Here is a 19,270-nt window from a genome sequence, read left to right on the forward strand (position 1 = left end):
TGGTCCTCCCTTTTATGATTCGATTATACTCAAGATTTGTTCTTCATATTCTTTGTAACTACGCTTATATAATTCCTTACGATCAATGGATCCATTCATCTCTTCAAGCACATCTGCAATAAATCCTGGCAGTGTTTCAAGCACAAATGGTTCATCGATCATTTTAAAGTCATCGCCGTGAATAGATCCCGTAAACCCACCGTAGCTGATTTGAATACAAGGCATCATAAAGGATAAATCACCAATATCTCCAGCCGCTGCAATACCACCACGGTCTTCAATAATCGCTTCCACAGCTTCATTTTTCAAATAAGCTTTCTTCACAAATTCATTCAAATAACGATTTTGAATAAATGGCAAATACCCCATTTGTGTTTGAATGTCTACTTCGCCGTCTAAACTCATCGCACTCCCAAGCGCAGCCTTGTCAAGCTTCACCGCTGTTTGTTTCATGTAATCGAGCGTTCTCGTACGAAGATCCGTTCCTACGCGCACTTTATTCGGGATGACATTCGTCGACATGTTCGAATTCATCAAAATGGGATTAAAGCGCACGAGCATCGTGTCATCCATTTGTTGCCTCATGAAGCCGAGAGCAACATTAAATAAATTAGACATACTATAGGCATTGACCCCACTAAACGGATCAAAGCCCGCATGCGCAGCTTTTCCTTCAAAATCATAGTACTTATACAAGAATCCTGCCAAGTCACAATTAATTTCGATCGTCGGCTTATCGAACGTTTCACCGATCGCATGCACACACATCGCAAAGTCGATGTCGTCAAAAACGCCCAGTTTCATCGCTTCTGGTTTTCCACCATAATATGTAATTTCTCCTCGTGCACGTAACTTTTCACGATACTCAAGGTCTAAAAATTCCTCTGCAGGAACGAATACAAAAACGATATTGAAATCAAATTTTTCATAAGCTTTAGAGCTTACCAAGTAGGCATACAAAGCGAGCGCTGTCGTAATTTGTGTAAAATGCCCACAATTATGAGCCGCCCCTGTTTCTGGATCAGCATTAAAATGCGTCGGCGCATAAACCGCATCTAGTTCAGCAATAAACGCCATCGTCACTTCCTTATCCGTCGAAAGCCACGTCTTAATCCCCGTTGCACTAAAATGTTCCAACTCCGCATCCGGATTTTCTTTCAATAAAAAGTCTTCCACCACTTTTTTGGTGTACACTTCTTTGTATCCTAATTCTGGATGATCGAACAAATCATGTGCAATTTTTGACATTTCTTCAAAGCGTTCACGAAAAAACATTTTCAAGCCACCTTTTCATTATTTTTTAAACTCCCTAGCAAAAGATCTACAGAATATTTGTTGCTGCTGAAAAATACAGCTGGAAAACTTTCATGAAATTATTTTAACATAACATTTCCGACATAGATATAGCATCCAATCGGATTTTTCTAATATTTGCAAAATCATTTCACGCTAAATAAAACCCCCACCTAACAAAAGGCGGGGGTTTTACATCCATTATTTATTCGCTTCTTCAAGCGCCAAAGTTTCCTTCAACTCTTCCACAAATTTTTGTGCATTTTGTCCAGCAATACCGCCGTCGCCGGTTGCTGTAACGATTTGTCGAAGTGTTTTCGCGCGCACATCACCAGCCGCAAAAATCCCAGGAATCGTTGTTTCCATTTCTTCATTCGTTACAACATAGCCCGCTTCATCTGTGATACCTAAGCCACGGAAAGGTTCAGTAAGCGGAACTAATCCAACATAGATGAAAACACCAGCTGCAGGGATTTCTCGTTTTGAGCCATCTTGTGTCGAAACAAGACGAACGCCTGTCACTTTCTTTCCATCACCAAGAATTTCTTCAACTTCGGAATTCCAAATAAAATCCACTTTATCATTCTTAAATGCACGATCTTGTAAAATTTGTTGTGCCCGCAATTTATCGCGACGATGGATCACCGTTACTTTATCTGCATAACGCGTTAAATAAGTTCCTTCTTCAACGGCTGAATCACCGCCACCAACAACAAGTAGTTCCTGATTTTTGAAGAAAGCCCCGTCACAAACTGCACAATAAGAAACGCCGCGACCGGACAACTCTTCCTCGCCTGTTACACCAAGTTTTTTTATGTTCAGCACCGGAAGCGATGATTACAGCACGCGCCTTGTAACTTTTTGAACCAGCCGTAACTAGTTTATAACTATTATGATCTTCAATTCCTTTAATGTCGCCATAAGCGTATTCTGCACCAAATTGTTTAGCACCGCTCAGCATTTTATCGGATAGTTCAGGACCAAGAATACTATCAAAGCCGGGATAATTTTCGACTTCGGCCGTATTCACCATTTGGCCGCCGGGAACTCCGCGTTCAATCATTAGTGTATCTAAATCTGCCCGAGACGTATAAAGTGCTGCTGTCATACCAGCCGGTCCCGCACCGATAATAATGACATCATAAATTTTTTCTTCATTTGCCATTTTTATTCCTCCTAGTTCCCAGTTCTAAATCTATCAAAAGCTTAATACGAAAACCTGTTTTCGTCTATTTTTCTGCTCACGTGGTCACGGAAAAGGAAGTTCAAACGGTTCTTCCCCGCAAATTTGTGTAGCCTCACTTGCCGTTTTCCCGCCAAAACGAACTAAAAAGTAAGCGGAAATCCCCATCAAGCGTTCCTCATCAAGCACCATCTCGGCTTCGCTCAAGCGGAAAATTGTAGCAAGTGTTTCTTTGTAAAAAGCAAGATTTGAAATAGAAAGCGGCAAAATATCATCCCCCAATTTGTTCCAAATCTGGATCAAGCATTTGCAATTTCGTTCTAAAATGCCTTCCGGTAAATATTCGAAATCTGTGAATACTAAATGTTCTAGATAGCTCCAATTGCTCATTTCAAACAGCGGATTAAACAAGAGCAATTCCGCACGCACAGAAGAAATCGAGAGTGCATAAACACCAATAAAATGATCGAGCTCATCTTCTCTGCAAAGTTCCATCAAAATTTGCGGAGCTTCGTGAGCCATCCCCCCTTTTCTCGAAAAAGGAAAAGTTTCTCGCTCGTAAACATCACAATTCAAGAACTGTTGCCAGTATTCCCGCGCATTTTCCTCCTGTCCAAGGTAAAAGGCTGTTTTTGCCCGGTAATAATAAAAACGCGGACGATCAGTCACTTCAAGGTCGACAATATCCATGAATAAATTCTCCGCCAGCGTGTAATTTTCCATCATCGCGTGTAAAACAGCCAAACGTTCTTTATGATGCGTAAGAATCGGAACCACTTTCTTTAGCTCCTCGTATAGCGCCTCCGCTTCATCCTTATGGGCTTTAAAATAATGGTACACAAATAGATCCGCCAGTCCGAGCAAGTTCCCTGGAGAGCGATCAAGTAGACGGTATAGAATCTTCAAGCCTTCCTCTTCTCGCAAATCTTCAAAATAAAGCAGCGCCAGTTGGTTATAGGCTGGCCAAAAATTAGGCTTCTCATCAATCACCTTCTCAAGCACCTGACATGCCGAAGCACTATCTTCCTCCGCCAAATAACGATTCAGCTCCCGCTTGTACTGGTAAAACTCCTGTTCAGCCTTAGCAAAATTATTTTCAAGCGCTACGCCGATCGGAGTTTCCTCAAGTAAAAGCTGAATCAGATCCTCTGCTTCTTCTTTATACTCACCAGACGAGTCAAGCTCCTGATACCGCTTAGCATATTGAAGCGCACGCCTAAAATCTTTCATATAAGCAAAATTATTGGCAATAAAATAATAGCAATACACCATATTCTCATCCAAATTCTCCAAAATATAGCGTAAAAACTGATTAGACTTGTGAAATTGCCCTATTTCCGTGTAGCAAATAGCGAGTTGACACATCACCACGGGTTCACGTGGTTCTAATTCGTGTGCTCGTTCTAAATATCCGATTGCTTCTTTGATCTTTTCTTCGCGAAAAGCCGCAATCCCCCGTTCAAAATAGAAATAACTATTTGGGAAAAAGTGAATCACTTTCGCGTCTCTTGATTCTCTTTTTTTCAACTTCTCCCCTCCATTCCTCGTTTCTTAGTTGAAGTATATCATAGATTTTTTGTTCCGCAAGTGGCAAAAAGACCGAAATAAAGAGCAACATTTATACAATGCTCTTTATTTCAGTCCCTTTTATCTTCCAGATCAAGCGGGCGTATAATTAGCGGATTTCCAAATGCCAAATGGTCATCTGGAATATCCCGATTCACAACCGCTCCAGCGCCTACTTTTACTCGGTTTCCAATCAGCACTCCCGGAAGAATCGTTACATTAGCTCCAATCATAGTATCATCACCAATTTGAACATCTCCCGTACGATATTCTTCAACCAAGTATTCATGGGTCAAAATAGTCGTATGGAACCCAATAATCGAATTCCGACCAATTTTGATTTTTTCTGGGTAAAACAAATCAAATGTCACTTTAAAAGCAATGGACGTATTTTCACCGATTTCCATTCGCAGTAGTTTTCGGTACAATTTCCGCTTGCCAGAAATCCACGGGAAATAGCGACAAAACTCTATCACGAGTGTATTCTTTAAAGTTCGCCAAAAGGAGACTGTTTGATACACTCGAAATAGCGGATTTTCTTTTTTTTCTGCTTGGCTTAAAGCGATTTAAGCGACGCATCGTTACTGTTCCTCATCGTGAACAATTTTTAGCAAGTCTCCCATTTTGTGCAACATATAATCAGGCTCATAGGTTAGAAGTGTTTCCTCACCTTTAATGCTCCATGCAACACCAGCCGTTTTCACTCCAGCATTTTTCCCAGCTAGAATGTCATGATAGTTATCTCCTATCATAATAGCTTCCTCTTGAGAAGCATTCAAAAGTGTCAGCGCCATATTAATGCCTTCTGGATCTGGCTTTGCTGTTTTCACTTGATCAAAGCCGATGACCACTTGGAAAAATTTATCAAGTCCCATTACTTTAAGGCCGCGCATCACTGTATCATAAATCTTCGTTGAGACGATAGCAAGCTTATAATCTTCTTCATAAAGAGCCCGAATGGCTTCATAAACGCCATCATATTCCAAAATAAGCTCATCATGATGTTCATTTGTAAACGCCCGGTAAAAGGTGATCATTTCTTCTGCTCGTTCCGGCAACAAATTTCCAAAGGTTTCGGAAATCGGCGGACCAATAAAAGGCAGAATCTCTTCACGAGAAAATTCTTTTTCAGGTAAAAATTCTTTTAAAGTCGCTTGAAAAGAAGCGATAATGAGTTCATTGGTATTGATCAAAGTCCCATCTAAATCGAAAAGCAGGGTTGTGATTTCTCTAGTCATGTCTACACCCTTTCCTGATTAAAGTTATTTCCTTTTTGGTACGTCCCCGAACTTGTCAGCCATATAGTAAGGCGGATTTTGTTTCATTCGTCTGTAAGCAATTATTGCAAGAGAAACGACAATAAGTAGTATCGCAAGCACTTGAGAAACGCGGAAATCGCCCCACATTAAACTATCTGTCCGCATCCCTTCGACAAAGAACCGACCGAAAGAGTACCAGATAACATAACTCAAGAAGAGCTCACCTCGCCTGATTTTTGTTCGACGCAAGATGAGTAAAACGACAAAACCTAAAACATTCCAAAGACTTTCATATAGAAAGGTTGGTTGATAATATGTACCTTCGATATACATTTGATTGATGATAAAGTCGGGTAAATGCAAACTTTCTAAGAAACTTCGCGTTGTTTCTGCGCCGTGCGCCTCTTGATTCATAAAGTTGCCCCAACGCCCGATAGCTTGAGCGATGATCAAACTTGGCGCAGCTATATCAGCCAATTGCCAAAATGAAATTTTCTTAACGCGTGCAAAAACAATGGCCGTTGCAACCGCTCCAATTAATGCTCCATAAATAGCAATACCACCGTGCCAAATTTTGATGATTTCTCCCAAGTTGTTTTTATAAAAATCCCACTGGAATACCACATAGTAAATTCGTGCACAAATAATCGAGATGGGAATCGCCCAAATCAAAAGATCAATATATAATTCCTTATCTAGCCCACGCTTGCTAGACTCTCTGAGGGCAAGTAAAAGAGCAACAACAACACCGATTGCAATAATAACACCATACCATTTGATTGAGAGCCCGCCAAGATCAATCGCAACTGGATCAAGCGGTTTAATTTGATTCTCCATGTCTAACCTACTTTCATTCACTTTGTTCGTATTGATTGTACCTTTTTTTACGTAAAAAGAAAAGGAGCCCGAATCTCTACTTTTCCATTCGCTCAAAAGGGCCCCGTTTTCAACGTTTTAATCGTTCATGCTATTGTGACTAATCAAATGATTAAGATCGCTTGTAAAGCGTTCAGCTGCATTGTAACCCATGTTTTTCAGTCTGAAGTTCATAGCAGCAACTTCAATAATAACTGATAAGTTTCTCCCCGGACGGACAGGGACTGTAATCATGGGAACATCCATATCGAAAATTTGAGTTTTTTCTTCATCCAGCCCCACACGATCATAATGTTTTTCTGGATCCCAATTTTCTAAATGTACAACGAGCGTAATCTTTTTACTCGACCGAACCGCACCCGCTCCGAAAAGTGTCATTACATTAATAATACCTAACCCGCGGATTTCCAGTAAATGTTCAATAATTTCTGGCGAAGAACCGATTAATGACAGTTCATCTTCTTTCCGAATTTCAACGTTATCATCTGCTACAAGTCGGTGCCCGCGTTTCACAAGCTCGAGCGCTGTTTCACTTTTTCCGACTCCACTATTTCCCGTAATCAAAACACCAAGCCCATAAATATCTACTAAAACCCCATGTTTTGAAATAACTGGCGCGAGTTTACTCTCTAAATAATTCGTGATATAAACTGACAGCCGTGTTGTTTTAAGGCGAGACCTGAGGACAGGAATCCCAGCTTCTTTTGCGGCTTGAAGGAGCTCATCTGGTGCTTCTAGGCTACGTGAGATTACAAAAGCGGGTGTGCGGCGCGTGCACATTTGTCTATAGCGCTTCAAGCGTTCCTGTGGTTCCATCCCCTTTGAAAACGAAATCTCCGTCATTCCGAATAGTTGTACACGGTCTTCAGGATAATAAGAGAAAAAGCCCGTCAGTTCAAGGCCTGGTCTTGATAAATCACTTGTTACGATTGGGCGATCTAATCCGTTATCTGAACAAAGCACTTCTAAATTAAGCCGCTCCATTAATTCTTTTACCGGAACAGATTTTGTCATCAAATTACCTCCATCAGGTTTTGTTTTCTTTATTTTACCATTTCTCACGCTTTTCGAGTAGTTAAATCATAAACTTCTCCTGAAATACTTCCCAAACAAAAACAGCCCCACGTGAATGGAGCTGTCTTTGTTACTTCTTATCATCCCATAATACGGAATTAATAATCATATTGGCAAATGCCATAATCGCAGCAATCAACATTGCCATTCCGAATCCATCAATACTAAATGAGCTTCCCATGAAATAAGTTGTTAGTTCAAGCATCAGCGCATTCACAACAAAGGTAAATAAGCCGAGCGTCAAAATATTAATTGGGAGCGTTAGAATAAACAAAATCGGACGAATCAACATGTTCAAGATTGCTAAAATAAAGCTTGCAATAACGGCCGTCATAAATCCATCGACATGAAAGCTGGAAAAGAAACCAGACATCGCGACAAATAAAACAGCATTAATGATTACTCCTATTAACCAGCGCATTTTCGAAAATTCACTCCCACTCTGACCCCGGAGCACTTGGCATAATAATCGCAGCAATGATGTAAAGCAAGATACCTGATCCACCGATTAAGGTTAGAATCACCCAAGCAAGGCGTATCCAAGTAACATCAAATCCTAAGTATTCTGCGAAACCGCCACAAACTCCAGCTAGCATTTTCTGTTCTGATGACTTCGTTAGTTTTTTCATCGTATTTTCTTCCCTTCTTTTAATGATTATAAAACATCTTCCTGTTTTTCTTCCAGTTCAGTTACTTTAATAATCCCAGTGTCTACTTTAGCTTGCAAAGTCGCTGTACTTATTTCTTCAGCATTTTGTGTGAAAACAAGTGCTTGGCTTGAATCGTCCCAGACTTTAGCATTTTTCAAATCAAAGTAAATTTTTTCTCGTTTAGTTCCAAGTGTTCCATCCACATTCCACGATGCGGGAATCTGGATGCGAATATCACCATGTGGGGCTTGTAAATCGGCTGATGTAGCTGAATCATTGTTCAAATTATACTCAACATCGCCCTTGGCAGATTTAGCAACAGTTGTAATAAAATTACCATCTACGACAACATCACCTTTTTGCGTAGCAAGATCCAAGTTTTCGATGTTTGCTCGCTTGAAGTAAATTTCGCCATCTTGTAAATCGGCACTTAAAAACTTACCACTTGCCGCTGAAGAACGAAGATCCCCATGATGAATCTTAATAATCGTATCCTCTGCCGAAATATCATCAAATTTTAAGTTCCCATTAAGCAATTGAATTTTAGCTTGCTCATAAAGTCTTTTCGGAACCGTTAAAACAACATCCGTCTTCAAAATATCTTTTCTTGATTCAAAAGTAAACTGCGCAGGATCAATCTCTAACATTGTTTCACTAAAGAAATAATCCCATAGCTTGTCTTCGCTCATTTGACGAATCGACCGTGCTTTTTCATGTACCGCAAGCACAACACGCATTTTCAGCTCATCTTTTTCCCAAACACGCAAGCGAACATCTCCGGTCGCGATTTGAATTTTAAATGCCTTAAATGTAGTCGCATCAAACGTAAATTCTCGAGTCGGGCGCGGTCTTGTTTCGCCGCGGTGAATGGCCGGTTCAGGTGTATGCAAAGAGCGCACTTTATCTATATGCCTCATGCGACGCTCCACATGAGCTTGTTTTCTTGCAACTCTTTCATCTATCCGGTCAAAACGCTGCTCACGTCTTTCACTCACATAGCGACGCTTTTCATCTTGTCTGCGTCTGAACTCCGCTCTTACCTCATCATTGTTCATTTTACTTGAAGGAATCACAAACAAAGCAATAATGTAAGCAATAATCGCAATTCCGGTCTTCATTGTAAAAATCGCAAAAGCAATAAAGACGAGCCGCAAAATTGTCGCATCAATTCCTGAGTACTCCGCAATACCGCCGAAAACACCGCCCACCTTACGATCTACTCTTGACCTTCTCAACTTTTTCTCCATAGCTTGTGCTTCCTTTCTTTCTAAATCTTAACCAATCATGCAGGAAACAGGAGAACTGCTTCCCACCAATTTAATTTATTTAAAGTCTCTAATTTTCACATTACCCGTCGTTGCTTCTGCTTCAACTTTTAGCGCTTCCGAGTCCGTGCTTGAAACTTTAGTAAATACCATCATTTTATTCACTGATTCCGTTTTCGAATCCAAAACTTCCGCATCCTTCACATCAAGCAGTATCTTACCTAGATTAGTATGAACGCGTCCATCCAAACCTGATTCCTTCGGTACAATGACTTCAATGTTCCCAGCGCCAGCTTTTGCCTTAAGATAAACCGCATTTGGATTTTCTAATTGATAACGAACATTACCGTTTTTAGTCGTTAAATTGCTTGAGTAAAATTCGCCCTTTACGGCAACATTTCCATTTAACGTTTTCAGTGAAACATCTCGCACCTTCCCATTTTGAACACGAACATTACCATTGATCGATTCAATTTCGGCAAGTGTTGCTTGAAGCGTACCAACACTGATATTTCCGTTCGTTGTTTTGGCAAATAGATCACGACCAACGAGCTCATCGATATGGAAGTTCCCATTTAAAATTTTGATCGAAACATAATCATATTCACGACGTGGTAAGTAGACCGTTAAGTTTGTCACAATTTGTTTAGATTTAGATTCGAATCGAAGGGTTTCCTCATCAACCCGAAGCGTTGTTCGATCAAAGAAAATTTTCATCGCTTCTTCTTCTGGATACTCCTTAAAGAGCTTAATTGCGGCTTTCACGCGAATATCTTCATTTTCCGAAGGCTTAAATTCAATGTTTCCGAGTGCCACATCAAACTCTAAAATAGAAAGTGTCGTGTCATGATAAACAAATTCACGTTCTAGCTTTGTCGATGTCAAAAACGGAAACGGCATATCCTTCACTTGATTAATCGCACTTCCTAAGAAAGAACCAATTTTTTCACCAGCTTGCGAAAGATCACTCATTACATTTTTAAGCGTTTCTTCTCGCTTCGCTTGTTTTTCTCTTTCTAGTTTTGCCTTTTCTTCTTTATTTGAGCCGCTTTCAGGACGAGGACGCGTTTTTTTTGGCTTCTCCACCACGATACGGATTATCTTTAGTGTTCCAGCCTTGTGAATAATCATAACCTGTTTCTTCTTGCTCTACTTCTTCTTGACGGGCTTCCGAGCGATCAGCTTGACGCATATTTTCAGAAGCTGCACTCTTTCCTTCTTTTTTCGAAATATTTTCAAGTAACATTAAAGCTTCCTCAGTTGAGATCACGCCTTGCTTCACGAGTTCCAAAATACGTTTACGTTCATTTTCCATGCTTTTCCCCTCCAAAAATTCATCATTTATTCAAAAATTCCAGTTGATTTAGTGTCTCATTTATTATAGTTCTATTATGACGCATCACAGAAAATCTGTCATACAACCTAAGAACGATTCTTTCTTTAGACTTTTGGGGAAAAGAAAAAGCCTGATCTGACGACTTTCCTCCAGATCAAGCTTATCAATTTATTTTTGCTTTTCTGCAACCTTTTCCTTCATACGTTTCTTATCGCGTTCCAGAATCGGTTTCAAATAATGTCCTGTATACGATTTTTTCGATGATGCGACCTTCTCAGGTGTCCCCTTAGCGACAATTTGTCCACCACCATCGCCACCTTCCGGTCCAAGATCAATTAAATAATCCGCTTGTTTGATCACATCCAAATTATGTTCAATCACAAGCACCGTATCTCCATTGTCAACAAGCCGTTGCAAAACATCCAGCAACCGCCCGATATCATCAACATGTAGTCCCGTTGTTGGCTCATCCAAAATATAGAATGACTTCCCGTTACTACGTTTATGCAGTTCCGAAGCGAGTTTCACACGTTGCGCTTCTCCACCAGAAAGCGTTGTAGCTGGCTGACCGAGACGAATATATCCAAGACCCACATCCACAATAGTTTGCAATTTCCGAGCAATCTTCGGTTGGTTTTGGAAGAAATCCAGTCCTTCTTCAACTGTCATATCAAGCACTTCCGCAATATTCTTTCCTTTATAATGAATATCGAGTGTTTCACTATTATAGCGTTTCCCACCGCAAACTTCACAAGGAACATAGACATCCGGCAAAAAGTGCATCTCAATTTTGATAATGCCGTCACCTTTACAAGCTTCACACCGTCCACCTTTCACATTGAAGCTAAACCGCCCCTTTTGATATCCGCGAACTTTTGCTTCATTCGTTGAAGCAAACAAATCCCGAATATCATCAAAAGCTCCAGTATACGTTGCCGGATTTGACCTTGGTGTCCGTCCAATTGGCGACTGGTCAATATCGATGATTTTTTCAAGGTGCTGGATCCCCTTAATTTCCTTGTGTGGACCCGGCTTAGCATTGGCCCGGTTTAACTTTCGTGAAAGTGCCTTCCGAAGGACTTCATTCACAAGCGAGCTCTTTCCTGAACCTGAAACACCTGTAACACACGTGAAAGTTCCAAGCGGAATATCCGCCGATACATTTTTTAAATTATTTGCCTTCGCTCCGATAATTTCAAGCTTATTTCCATTTCCTTTACGACGCTTCGTTGGGACCGGAATAAACTTCTTACCAGATAGATAAGCACCCGTGATTGAATCGGCGTTATTCGCAACTTCTTCTGGACTTCCTGCTGCAACAATTTCCCCACCATGTTCTCCAGCTCCGGGACCAATGTCAATCAAATAGTCCGCTGCCATCATAGTATCCTCATCATGTTCAACAACAATAAGCGTATTTCCAATATCTCGCATTCCCTGAAGAGTATTTACAAGTCGGTCATTATCTCGCTGATGCAAGCCAATCGAAGGCTCATCCAAAATATATAGCACACCAGTTAGTTTTGAGCCAATTTGTGTTGCCAGTCGAATCCGCTGTGCCTCACCGCCAGAAAGCGTTCCAGCTGCCCGGCTCAGCGTTAAATAATTCAATCCAACATTTTTGAGAAAACCTAATCGATTTCGAACTTCTTTCAAAATAGGAGCAGCAATTTGTGATTCCTTTTCCGATAAATCAAGGCCTTCAAAGAAATCAAAGCCTTCCGTAATCGAGTAATCACTCACTTCACCGAGGTGCTTTCCGTCAACTTTCACAGCGAGCGCTTCTTCTTTCAAACGATAGCCATGACAAGTTGGACAAGGCAAATTAGTCATATATTGTGCCATTTGATCTCGCGTAAAGTCCGAATTTGTTTCCCGGTAACGCCGCTCAATATTTGGTAGAACACCTTCAAATGGGATCCAAGTTTCTCGTGTCATCCCGAAATCATTTTTGTATTTGAAGAAAAATTCTTTTTCACCAGAACCCCTTAAAACAATATCTTGATGTTCCTTCGAAAGTTTTTCAAACGGTGTATCCAAGTCGATCCCAAACTCTTCACAAGCAGAAGCAAGCATTTGTGGATAATATTGTGAACTAATCGGTTTCCACGGTACAATGGCGCCTTCATTTAGTGAAAGTGATGGGTCTGGAATAACTGTTTCCACATCCACTTCAAGCTTTGTTCCAAGACCATCACAAGTTGGACAAGCTCCAAACGGACTATTAAAAGAAAACATCCGCGGTTCTAATTCTCCAACAGTAAAGCCACAATACGGACATGCATAGTGTTCACTAAATAGGAGTTCTTTTTCGCCAATCACATCTACAATCGCATAGCCATCTGCGAGCTTAAGTGCCGATTCAAGTGAATCATATAGACGTGAATGTACGCCCTCCTTGATGACAATTCGGTCAATAATAATTTCAATAGAATGTTTCTTGTTTTTTTCAAGTTCAATCTCATCATTGACATCATAGACTTCACCATCAACACGAATCCGCACGTAACCTTGCTTTTTAATTTCCTCAAACGTTTTCTTGTGTGTGCCTTTTTTTCCAGAAACAATCGGAGCCATAATTTGAATCCGAGTTTTTTCAGGATACTCAAAAACACGATCTACCATCTGTTCGATCGTCTGCGAAGTAATTTCAATTCCATGATTAGGACAAATAGGATGACCAACGCGAGCATAAAGCAAGCGCAAATAATCGTGAATTTCTGTTACCGTCCCGACTGTGGAACGTGGATTTCGACTTGTCGTTTTTTGGTCAATCGAAATAGCTGGACTTAAACCTTCAATTAAGTCCACATCAGGTTTATCCATTTGACCAAGGAACTGCCTAGCATAGGCGGACAAGGATTCCACGTAACGCCTTTGTCCTTCGGCATAAATCGTATCAAAAGCAAGCGAAGACTTCCCGGAACCGGATAAGCCAGTCATGACAACTAGCTTATCACGTGGGATTTCCACATCAACGTTTTTCAAGTTATGCGCTCTTGCTCCTTGGATTACGATCTTATCTTTTTTCAAATCTGACTCATCCTTCCGCTTTAAGTTCTAAAAGTGCATCACGAAGTTCAGCCGCCCGCTCGAAGTCAAGTGCCTTCGCCGCAGCTTTCATTTCATGTTCCATATCTTCAATCAATTGACCGCGTTCTTGTTTCGTTAGCTTACTCAAGTCTTGCAATTTCTCATTTTCCTCTTCAGAAACTGTTGTCGCAGAAATCACGCCACGAATTTCTTTCCGAATCGTTTTCGGCACAATACCGTGTTTTTCATTATATTCCTCTTGGATTTTACGACGACGTTCCGTTTCATCAATGGATTTCTTCATGGAATCTGTCATATTATCCGCATACATGATAACCTTTCCGTGTTCATTCCGTGCCGCACGCCCCATCGTTTGAATAAGCGAGCGCTCTGAACGAAGAAATCCTTCTTTATCAGCATCTAGAATCGCAACTAATGATACTTCCGGTAAATCGATTCCTTCACGCAATAAGTTGATACCGACTAACACATCGAACACACCTAGCCGCAAATCCCGGATAATTTCAATCCGTTCAAGGGTTTTAATCTCAGAGTGCAGATACTGGACTTTGATGCCAGCTTCTTTCAAATAATCCGTTAAATCTTCCGCCATTTTTTTCGTTAAAGTCGTAACTAGAACCCGTTCATCTTTTCCAGTCCGATCATTAATTTCGTCAATCAAATCATCAATTTGTCCTTCAATTGGACGAACTTCGATAATTGGATCAAGCAGCCCTGTTGGACGAATAATTTGTTCTACTACCTCTGGATTATGTTCTAATTCATAAGGACCTGGTGTTGCGGAAATGTAAACAATTTGATTGACATGTTTTTCAAATTCTTCTAGTCGTAGCGGACGGTTGTCAAGCGCCGATGGAAGTCTAAACCCGTGATCTACAAGCATTTGTTTTCGCGCTTGGTCCCCGTTATACATCCCCCGAATTTGAGGCATTGTAACGTGTGACTCATCAATCACAATTTGGAAGTCATCTGGGAAATAATCAAGCAACGTATAAGGCGTCGAACCTGGTTCTCGAAGCGCTAGGTGTCTTGAATAGTTTTCAATCCCCGAGCAGTAACCCATTTCTTCCATCATTTCAATATCATAATTCGTTCGTTGTTCAAGTCGTTGCGCTTCTAATAGCTTATCTTGACTGCGCAACTCTTTTAAACGTTCAGCTAGCTCAAGTTTAATGTTTTGAATGGCAATTTTCATAATATCTGGGCTTGTTACAAAGTGAGAAGCCGGAAAAATCGAAACATGTTCTCTGTCACCAATAATTTCGCCCGTTAATGCATCTACTTCACGAATTCTTTCAATTTCGTCACCAAAAAATTCGACCCGAATACAGTGTTCATCTCGAGAAGCTGGGAAAATTTCAACAACATCGCCACGTACACGAAAACGACCACGCTGAAAATCAATATCATTTCGGTCGTACTGAATAGCCACTAAACGACGAAGTAACTCATCCCGCCCAAGTTCCATTCCAGTCCTTAGTGAAACAAGTAATTTCCCATATTCTTCTGGTGCCCCTAAACCGTATATACAAGAAACACTAGCGATGATGATGACATCACGTCGTTCAAATAAAGCAGCCGTTGCCGAGTGTCGTAATTTATCAATTTCATCATTGATACTCGCATCTTTTTCTATATAAGTGTCACTTTGCGGAACATAGGCTTCAGGTTGATAATAATCATAATAACTCACAAAATATTCGACAGCATTCTCTGGAAAGAACTCTTTGAATTCACTATAGAGTTGTCCTGCTAGCGTCTTATTATGAGCCATAACAAGCGTCGGCTTATTAATTTCCTGAATGACATTAGACACAGTGAACGTCTTCCCGGTTCCCGTTGCCCCAAGTAAAGTTTGGTGCTTCACACCCTTATTAAGGCCCGCAACCAGTTGTTCAATCGCTCTTGGCTGATCACCAGACGGTTTATATTCTGAAACGAGTTCAAATTTATCAGTCAATGTCTCTTCCTCCATTCCAGCTCGTTAAATTTTTTTCTACCAATACATAAGATTCTTTCATTTTACCATAAAGTATTCTATTCGCCTAGCAAAAAGCGAACATATTTTCGCTTTTAAAGAGAACGAAAAAACGTCATCTCGGCGGATCACGTTTTTTCTCTCTTTATTTTATCACTTTTCTTATTTTTCACCTATCCATGTGCTTTCCTTTTGCCTTGAGCCGTTTCAGCATGACCGTTGCAACGGCAAATCCCACCGTCATGGATAACGCGTCTAGGACCATCAACCAGTATGTTCCCGTGTAACCAAGCTTCACACTCGCCGCAATTAAAATGACCATCAAAAGAAGCGCAATATAGCGATTATAAGTGATTCGCGCAAACATGATGACCAAAAGTCCAGGAAAGAAAATAGCCGAAAGCATTTGATCAATCATGTTTCTCCTCTCCTTTACTTAGAATCGTCTTTTAAAGCCTGAGCTGTAATATCATTCGTTAATTCAGGAAGCTCAGTTTTGCGGATGCCTTTTTCATGTAGCATATCTGGCAGAATTTCTGCCAGAAAATATTTCACACTTGCCATCTCCCGGTATTTATAAATCGTTGCAAGCGCCTCACTATAAATTTCAACAAAGACATTTTCTGGATTCCCCTTTTGGATCTCACCAAAGGACTCATACAGTAAATCCACTTTATCTGCAATCGCCAAAATTTTACCTTCAAGCGTTTCATCTTTACCTTCTTTTAGTAGATGGCGATAGATATTTTGAAATTCACTTGGAATTTCCCGCTCAATAAAATTTTGTGTCATGCTTTCTTCCACTTCTGAAAGCATTTCCCGAAGCTCTGCTGTCGCATATTTTACAGGCGTTTTAATATCGCCAATAAAAAGCTCAGAATAATCGTGATTCAGCGCTTTTTCATAAAGCGCCCGCCAATCGACCTCATTTCCAGCTTTCTCCTCTACATTTCCAAAAAATTGAGCGATACTTGTTACTTTGAAAGAATGTTCGGCGACGGAATGCTCCTGATATTTAAACTTTCCCGGACAACGATAAATGTTCTCAAGATCCGATAAACTTTGAAAATATTGATGAATTCCCATCTTAACACTCCTTCTTAATTATTTTTTATGACTTTGTTGCTTTTTGTTCGCTGGATTCGTATTTTCCACTTCACGCATCACAACCGCAGCCGCATAGCCAACAAGCGCAATCATGAAACCTGAATAAGAGCGAAAGTTATCCGGCACAACGAGTGCAAGAATAAGCAAAACTAAAGCAGTGAGTAGCACGCCCCAGCTGAAAAGTTTGCGTTTTCGTGCTTGATCTGCCTGGATCGGCGCATAAATCCAAATAAAACAAGTGACTTGAATCAAAATAAATTGCAAGATTCCAAGTATCCAAACAAGAGCAAGCGACTGATTAAACAACAAACCGAGGATCGCGATTGCAAACATCAAAATAAAACCTGTAATGACCGCCGTTTTTTGCTTTGACGTGAGTTTCAAACCATTCCCTCCAAAATCTTATTTGTCCTTTACTTTACCACAGAAAGCCAAAGTTTTCGACAAAAAGACGCCTTTTTCCCTTTGCAGGAAACGAAAAGACGTCCTTTCTAGTCATAAAATTTTTTCTTCTTTCGTCCGGATCAAAATTGTCAAACTAAGAAGCGTCACAATAATCGTTGCTCCCATATCTGCCATAATGGCCATCCAAAGTGTGAGTAACCCTGGTAACGTCAGCAAAAGTGCCAAAATTTTAAGGCCTAGCGCAAATGCAATGTTAAAGCCAATAATTTTGCGCACCTTTTTAGCAATCCGGATGGTGATTGGAAGCTTAAGCAAATGATCTTGCATCAAGACAACATCTGCCACTTCAATTGCGCTATCGGTGCCTTTTCCCATAGCAATCCCAAGATCTGCCGTGGCAAGTGCAGGCGAATCATTGATGCCATCTCCAACCATCATCACTTTCCCAGTTTCAGATTGAATCTTCTGGATTTGGTCCAGTTTTTGCTCTGGAAGCAAGTCGGCATAATAAGTATCCATGCCAATTTCGGATGCAACCTTTTCAGCTGTTTTCACATGGTCTCCAGTGAGCATAATGGTATTCGTCACGCCAATTTGATGTAAATCTGAAATGAGTTCCCGACTTTCTGGCCGGAGTGCATCTCGGATACCGAACATGCCGAGGATTTGCGATTCAGATGCTGTCACAACGACCGTATAGCCAGCTTGCTTCAAACTTTGCACATCTGAACGTGCTCTCTCATCCCAAGCCCCATCCGGGATTTGACTTTCATTTCCCATAAAGTAGGATACACCAGCGAGGCTTCCTACAAGGCCTTTTCCAGCGATGGTTTCCATCGAGTCCATCTTGCCGATTTCCACACCGTCGCTTTTCGCTTTTTGAGTAATTGCCGATGCAATCGGATGTAAGGAATCGCTTTCCATCCGCGCCGCAATGTCCATGAAGTGATCATTGTACTTGATCATTTCTGCTACAACTGGCTTTCCACTTGTCAGTGTTCCTGTTTTATCAAATGCAATTTGCTTTATTTTTCCAAGCTGTTCAAGAAAAACGCCACCCTTAATTAAAACACCATTTTTCGCGCTACGAGTGATCCCCGAAACAATCGCAACTGGCGAAGAAAGGATTAAAGCACATGGACAGCCGATAATTAGAACGGCTAGCCCTTCATAAAGCCATTTTGAAAAGTCTGCACCGAAAAGAAGTGGTGGCAAAAACGCAATCATTACTGCAAAAAGCATGATCGCTGGTGTATAGTAACGTGCAAATTTATCAATAAAGAGTTCAGTTGGCGTCTTCGTTTCTTGCGCTTCTTCTACAAGGTGAAGAATTTTTGCAAGGGAGGAATCTTCATATAGCGCTGAAATTTCAGCTTTTATGGTTCCTTCATTATTAATCGAACCGCCAAACAGGACATCCCCAATTTGTTTTTCAACCGGCATGGATTCCCCGGTGATTGCTGCTTCATTGAAGGAACTTGCGCCTTCAATAACCGTCGCATCCGATGGGACTTTCTCTCCAGCACGGATTAAAACTACGTCTTTTAATTGAAGTTTGGAGATTGGGATTTGACTCACTTCACCGTTCACTAAAATATTGGCAGTTTTAGGGGCGACTTTTAAAAGTTCGGACATGGATTTTCTCGCTTGACGCATGCCGAAACCTTCCAGATATTCGTTTAAGCCAAACAAAATCGCTACAACTGTACCTTCTTTATAATCACCTATTGCAAAAGCACCAATTAAAGCCACTGTCATGAGTGTATCAATCGTAAATTTCAACCGAAAAAGGTTTTTAAGCCCTTTAAAGAAAGTTTGATAGCCGCTCAGTCCCGCTGCCACAAAATAAATAGCAAAAGAAGCGCCCCAAGGAATTTTATCTCCAAGAATAAATGCGGCTAGAAACAATACCGTTGAAATGCCTAACTGAATCAAAAGTTTTTTATCATTGCCATGTTCATGGCTGTGCGCATGCTCGTCTTCTGACTGCGAGCTATCAGAATTTACAATCGCTACATTTTCTGTTTTTAAGATTTTTTCAACAGCAGTAAGCGGTACTTTGTCTGGAAGAATGAGCTTGGATGTATTATAAAAAATTTTAGCTTCACTTCCATGGTCTAAATTCCGAATTTCCCGCTCCAGTTTTTCAGAACAGTGGGCACAAGAAAGTCCTGTTAGTCGATACTCTGTCATCATGATCCGCTCCTAGCATAGGCGCCCTTAA

14 protein-coding genes and 3 pseudogenes are annotated in these 19,270 nt (G+C 40.8%); all 17 read right to left on the reverse strand.

Annotated features, from left to right (window positions below; all coding sequences use genetic code 11):
* Nucleotides 1-12: 12 nt before the first annotated feature.
* Nucleotides 13-1,275 carry a M20/M25/M40 family metallo-hydrolase gene (locus MAQA_RS08475; protein ID WP_036073105.1) on the reverse strand — a complete coding sequence of 421 codons (1,263 nt, stop codon included), beginning with the start codon at nt 1,273-1,275 and terminating at the stop codon, nt 13-15.
* A gap of 219 nt (nt 1,276-1,494) precedes the next feature.
* Nucleotides 1,495-2,458: pseudogene (gene trxB, locus MAQA_RS08480) on the reverse strand (thioredoxin-disulfide reductase).
* Between the two features lie 84 nt (nt 2,459-2,542).
* Nucleotides 2,543-4,003, reverse strand: coding sequence for a tetratricopeptide repeat protein (locus MAQA_RS08485; RefSeq protein WP_036073107.1), 1,461 nt, complete (start codon nt 4,001-4,003; stop codon nt 2,543-2,545).
* 110 nt (nt 4,004-4,113) lie between these two features.
* Nucleotides 4,114-4,621 (reverse strand): annotated as a pseudogene (locus MAQA_RS08490) (acyltransferase).
* Nucleotides 4,622-4,623: 2 nt separating this feature from the next.
* Nucleotides 4,624-5,280, reverse strand: coding sequence for a pyrophosphatase PpaX (gene ppaX / locus MAQA_RS08495; protein WP_036073110.1), 657 nt, complete (start codon nt 5,278-5,280; stop codon nt 4,624-4,626).
* Between the two features lie 24 nt (nt 5,281-5,304).
* Complete coding sequence (gene lgt / locus MAQA_RS08500; protein ID WP_036073283.1) at nt 5,305-6,138, reverse strand: prolipoprotein diacylglyceryl transferase; 834 nt, start codon at nt 6,136-6,138, stop codon at nt 5,305-5,307.
* 117 nt (nt 6,139-6,255) lie between these two features.
* Nucleotides 6,256-7,191 (reverse strand): HPr(Ser) kinase/phosphatase, encoded by a 936-nt coding sequence (gene hprK / locus MAQA_RS08505; protein WP_036073113.1) that lies wholly within the window; start codon nt 7,189-7,191, stop codon nt 6,256-6,258.
* Nucleotides 7,192-7,321: 130 nt separating this feature from the next.
* The gene (locus MAQA_RS08510) at nt 7,322-7,672 is read right to left on the reverse strand and encodes a phage holin family protein (RefSeq protein WP_036073117.1); all 351 of its coding nucleotides are present in this window, start codon (nt 7,670-7,672) and stop codon (nt 7,322-7,324) included.
* Nucleotides 7,673-7,682: 10 nt separating this feature from the next.
* Complete coding sequence (locus tag MAQA_RS08515) at nt 7,683-7,880, reverse strand: PspC domain-containing protein (RefSeq protein ID WP_036073119.1); 198 nt, start codon at nt 7,878-7,880, stop codon at nt 7,683-7,685.
* Nucleotides 7,881-7,906: 26 nt separating this feature from the next.
* Complete coding sequence (locus MAQA_RS08520) at nt 7,907-9,148, reverse strand: PspC domain-containing protein (protein ID WP_036073122.1); 1,242 nt, start codon at nt 9,146-9,148, stop codon at nt 7,907-7,909.
* 75 nt (nt 9,149-9,223) lie between these two features.
* A pseudogene (locus MAQA_RS08525) lies at nt 9,224-10,481 on the reverse strand (DUF4097 family beta strand repeat-containing protein).
* Nucleotides 10,482-10,670: 189 nt separating this feature from the next.
* A complete protein-coding gene (gene uvrA / locus MAQA_RS08530; RefSeq protein WP_036073125.1) occupies nt 10,671-13,535 on the reverse strand; it encodes an excinuclease ABC subunit UvrA in 2,865 nt (954 codons plus the stop codon).
* 7 nt (nt 13,536-13,542) lie between these two features.
* Entirely contained in the window at nt 13,543-15,516 is a 1,974-nt protein-coding gene (gene uvrB / locus MAQA_RS08535) for an excinuclease ABC subunit UvrB (protein WP_036073128.1), read from the reverse strand.
* Nucleotides 15,517-15,703: 187 nt separating this feature from the next.
* Nucleotides 15,704-15,949, reverse strand: coding sequence for a CsbA family protein (locus MAQA_RS08540; RefSeq protein ID WP_036073285.1), 246 nt, complete (start codon nt 15,947-15,949; stop codon nt 15,704-15,706).
* Between the two features lie 17 nt (nt 15,950-15,966).
* Nucleotides 15,967-16,620 (reverse strand): HD domain-containing protein, encoded by a 654-nt coding sequence (locus MAQA_RS08545; protein WP_036073130.1) that lies wholly within the window; start codon nt 16,618-16,620, stop codon nt 15,967-15,969.
* An 18-nt stretch (nt 16,621-16,638) separates the two neighbouring features.
* Nucleotides 16,639-16,974: a hypothetical protein gene (locus tag MAQA_RS08550; protein WP_052008549.1), complete on the reverse strand. Its 336-nt coding sequence runs from the start codon at nt 16,972-16,974 to the stop codon at nt 16,639-16,641.
* Nucleotides 16,975-17,136: 162 nt separating this feature from the next.
* The gene (locus MAQA_RS08555) at nt 17,137-19,239 is read right to left on the reverse strand and encodes a heavy metal translocating P-type ATPase (protein WP_036073135.1); all 2,103 of its coding nucleotides are present in this window, start codon (nt 19,237-19,239) and stop codon (nt 17,137-17,139) included.
* Between the last annotated feature and the right edge of the window lie 31 nt (nt 19,240-19,270).

The sequence above is a fragment of the Listeria aquatica FSL S10-1188 genome (assembly GCF_000525795.1).
Taxonomy (GTDB): domain Bacteria; phylum Bacillota; class Bacilli; order Lactobacillales; family Listeriaceae; genus Listeria; species Listeria aquatica.

Coding starts and splice junctions, on each gene's coding strand:
- MAQA_RS08510 (WP_036073117.1), bottom strand. CDS start 7,672: ATGCGCTGGTTAATAGGAGTAATCATTAATGCTGTTTTATTTGTCGCG.
- MAQA_RS08545 (WP_036073130.1), bottom strand. CDS start 16,620: ATGGGAATTCATCAATATTTTCAAAGTTTATCGGATCTTGAGAACATT.
- ppaX (WP_036073110.1), bottom strand. CDS start 5,280: ATGACTAGAGAAATCACAACCCTGCTTTTCGATTTAGATGGGACTTTG.
- MAQA_RS08555 (WP_036073135.1), bottom strand. CDS start 19,239: ATGACAGAGTATCGACTAACAGGACTTTCTTGTGCCCACTGTTCTGAA.
- lgt (WP_036073283.1), bottom strand. CDS start 6,138: ATGGAGAATCAAATTAAACCGCTTGATCCAGTTGCGATTGATCTTGGC.
- MAQA_RS08550 (WP_052008549.1), bottom strand. CDS start 16,974: ATGTTTGCAATCGCGATCCTCGGTTTGTTGTTTAATCAGTCGCTTGCT.
- MAQA_RS08520 (WP_036073122.1), bottom strand. CDS start 9,148: ATGGAGAAAAAGTTGAGAAGGTCAAGAGTAGATCGTAAGGTGGGCGGT.
- MAQA_RS08475 (WP_036073105.1), bottom strand. CDS start 1,275: ATGTTTTTTCGTGAACGCTTTGAAGAAATGTCAAAAATTGCACATGAT.
- hprK (WP_036073113.1), bottom strand. CDS start 7,191: ATGACAAAATCTGTTCCGGTAAAAGAATTAATGGAGCGGCTTAATTTA.
- MAQA_RS08515 (WP_036073119.1), bottom strand. CDS start 7,880: ATGAAAAAACTAACGAAGTCATCAGAACAGAAAATGCTAGCTGGAGTT.